The sequence below is a fragment of the Roseovarius halophilus (ex Wu et al. 2025) genome (assembly GCF_047086965.1).
The window spans coordinates 1-2,993 of the sequence record NZ_JBKOTX010000374.1 but is presented as its reverse complement, the minus strand read 5'-3'; the positions used below and the strand labels follow the sequence as shown (position 1 = coordinate 2,993).

The 2,993-nt window shown below is 57.8% G+C and carries 4 protein-coding genes; 2 read left to right on the top strand and 2 right to left on the bottom strand.

The features are described 5' to 3' along the window. Positions 1 to 337 precede the first annotated feature (337 nt). A complete protein-coding gene (locus ACH107_RS31645; protein ID WP_412509607.1) occupies positions 338 to 691 on the bottom strand; it encodes an HNH endonuclease in 354 nt (117 codons plus the stop codon). On the opposite strand from ACH107_RS31645, the gene ACH107_RS31640 reads away from it, so the two are divergent. Beyond that, positions 674 to 811, top strand: a complete 138-nt coding sequence (locus tag ACH107_RS31640; RefSeq protein WP_412509608.1) for a hypothetical protein — start codon at positions 674 to 676, stop codon at positions 809 to 811. The genes ACH107_RS31645 and ACH107_RS31640 overlap by 18 nt on opposite strands. Positions 812 to 877: 66 nt before the next feature. Continuing rightward, complete coding sequence (locus ACH107_RS31635; RefSeq protein WP_412509606.1) at positions 878 to 1,471, top strand: hypothetical protein; 594 nt, start codon at positions 878 to 880, stop codon at positions 1,469 to 1,471. Positions 1,472 to 1,573: 102 nt separating this feature from the next. On the opposite strand, the gene ACH107_RS31630 is transcribed toward ACH107_RS31635, so the two are convergent. Then, positions 1,574 to 2,884 carry an AAA family ATPase gene (locus tag ACH107_RS31630; RefSeq protein ID WP_412509605.1) on the bottom strand — a complete coding sequence of 437 codons (1,311 nt, stop codon included), beginning with the start codon at positions 2,882 to 2,884 and terminating at the stop codon, positions 1,574 to 1,576. Positions 2,885 to 2,993 lie beyond the last annotated feature (109 nt).

Genomic DNA, 2,993 nt, shown 5'->3' with positions numbered 1-2,993 from the left:
CTGACGCCCGTCGATGTCTACTTCGGCCGCGCTGAGCAAATCCTGAAACAGCGAGAGGAGATCAAACGAAAAACCATGCTCACCCGGCGCTTGCGCCACGAAACTGAAACCGCATAATCTCAATCAAGGATGAGCTAGAGCCTCCAAACGAAAGCACGCTCTGATGTCCCAAATTATCTGAAGACGCACACCGCCCAGTTTCCGCAGCCTGCGCGACCGCAGGCGCCGGTCGGGGCGAAAAACGCTTGTCCGATGGGCAAATTCAGGCGATATTCACGTCAGACGGTACGCAACTTGGGGAATGTCGGGTCATATGGGTATCTCCTGCGCTGTGTCCTCAGCCAATTGCCAGCGGGCCGTAATGCTTACCCAACTTCGACGTGGTGCCGCCTTGCCACCCGTTCTTGGCTCTCTGTCTGTCTCTCTCGCAGGTCCTGCAGTTGCCGCGGGTCAGGCGGATCCCGTCGCGGTATCGCTTGGTGGGGAAGTCATCTTCAGGCGCTGGACGGCGGCATGTAGTGCAGCGCTTCCACCACCGGCCGCTGGTGTCGATCCAGTGGCCGCAGTGTGCCCGCTTGTGGTCGCCGGGGAGCAGGGCGGCCAGGTTCCAGAGCTTGTTGTTCGCCCGATCCTGGTCGATGTGATGGATTTGGTAGTCAGGTGGGATCGGGCCATGGGCGCATTCCCACACGTGGCGGTGCTCGCCAACGATGCGGCCGCACTCGAGGCTGAGGTGGATATATCCGTCCTGGCTAATCCAGCGATATCGAACGCGATGTGCCATGACCAGGAAATCGCGCCCGGTGTCTGACCTCGCTCCAAATTTTCGTCACAGTCCGATGGCAGGTTCGCCGAGAATCAGAAGGGATTGAGTAGAATGGAAAAAACGCTTTACAGGTCGACAAATACTCTCGGTGATTTGACGGTTCAGCTCGGCGATGAAACCAAAAAGGACTTCACATGCCATCTTTATGACGATGGTGTAGCGGAAGTTCCTGGGCCTGGGTTCAGGCTACGCCGGATCCCGGACGATATCGTGGCAGAGCACGGCATCAAAGAGCCGACCGGGAGCGGCGAGCTGTTTTTAATTACGCAGTTCTTCAATGACGTGGACAGAACGACATTCTTAGGCGCGATATCCGGTCGATACGAATTCCCGGTGCACGTGGACGAGGAGACCGTCACTGCGATCAAAACCGAAATGGACAAGCGGTATATCAACAGCCTCGCCGACGTTCTCGCCCGAGATCCCAAGATATCGGAGCCCGCAACGGGCTACAGATGGACCGCGTATTCGCTCGACCAGGTCCCGGGCATGAAAGAAGATGGCCGGGCGGCTTATGTGGCGCACGATGAAGAGGATCAGTATATCGCGTTCGATGTTCTCGAAGATGGATCCACGGAGGTAATGGCCATGCCCGGCTCCGGAATCGCGGAAATACTCTTCGAGGAGATCCAAGCGGACGCATAAAAAGGCCCCGGCCGAAGCCGGGGCCGTGCAAACAAGCTACCGGGGGAGTTGCCGCTCCGTATCCCAGCAGGCGGTCATTACCCGGGCCGCTACGGGATCTCTTTACGCGGTAGACGGGACCAGATGCCCAAGCGCGGCTCCATCCTGACCTGACCTTTTCACCTCACCATGCATCATAGCGAGTTTGAATGCCATTTCCAACTTTGCGTCGTTGAGCCCGGACAGCGTGAAAGGCAGCTCATCGCGCCGTGCTATCGGGCTAAGCGGATCTTTCATGTCCAGAGCAAACGGCTTTCCGCGATCGAAGGCAACCTCAACTGCCCGCTGAGCGAGTTCGCGATACTTTCGGTTGGCTCCATCATCCACCTCGCTTACCAGTTTCTTAGGGCCATCTGCCTCGGAAACGGAAAGAATTCCCTCATCCAGCGCGTTCTTGGCAAGAGCGACAAGCTTTGCTCTCTTCATATTCGAGAAGGTGCCGCCGAGCGCATCGCGGTTCTCATATAGCCCCCGGCTACCGGTCGGCATGAATGTGATACCTTGGGCGTCGCATTTCCCGATCGCGGTCGCGAGGTCGCGCATTTTCTTTTGGTAATCGCCGCTCTTCGCATGCTTCGCGTTCTGGGAGATGTCAGTAAGTCCGACGCCGTCGCGGCGAAGCGTCAGTCGCCCCGTGTAGATGCCTCGAACGTTCTCTTTCAAAACCTGAGCATGAATGTATTTCCGACGGGTTGTGCCGGGCTCGAAGTCTTTATCTCCGAGTTTCTTGGCGAGTTGCTGTTCTTGCTCCTCCTGTAGTTGCCACATTACCATCGTCGCACGGTGCGCCGAGATCCAGCCCGTCGAGCCCATGACCGTGTTCAACACCTCTTCGTCAGTCAGGTCCCTTGGAGCTTCACCGTACCGTCCGCGCTGCGGGGGCGCGCCTTTATTCGTATGTCCGATATTCACGACCAGAGAGCCGAATTCAGCAGCCCACCGCTGGACCCAATGGAGCGCGTTGTTGGCTTCCTGGTAATCGTTGCCGTTGACCGAATACGCAGTGCCGAGGTTGTCGATGACAATGCAGCCGATCGGGCCGACTTCGCGCTCGATCTCACGCAACTCCTCGGTCAGAGCGTGGTATTCCTCGGTAGGCGAGGGGGCGCGCGTCTTGGGATCAGGGGCGACAAGCGGTTCACCACTCGCGTCGATGTCAAGCATCGACTTCACGATGCAGCGTGTGTCGATGATCGATGGATCGAGATCCTCGGCTTTGCACATCTCGTGCATGATGCGATGGATGTTGTCGGTCGGCTCTTCGTATGTGAGGACGAATGTGACGCCAGTCTTTTCGATGCGCTGGCCCATCCAGATAGGTGCGCTTCCATTCCCATCCCAGGAGGCGATCTGCAGAGCCAGATGAATTGCCATCGTGGTCTTGTGCCGCGCGACAAACAAGGTGAGAGTCGAGCGTCAATCAGGATGAGAACGCTGGGGTGGTGTTTCGTAGGGAGGGCGTAGCCCGACCGGAGAGATACCA

Bases quoted from the DNA above. Each gene is read 5' to 3' on its own strand.
- ACH107_RS31640 (WP_412509608.1), top strand. From the start codon at position 674: ATGGGCGCATTCCCACACGTGGCGGTGCTCGCCAACGATGCGGCCGCA.
- ACH107_RS31635 (WP_412509606.1), top strand. From the start codon at position 878: ATGGAAAAAACGCTTTACAGGTCGACAAATACTCTCGGTGATTTGACG.
- ACH107_RS31630 (WP_412509605.1), bottom strand. From the start codon at position 2,884: ATGGCAATTCATCTGGCTCTGCAGATCGCCTCCTGGGATGGGAATGGA.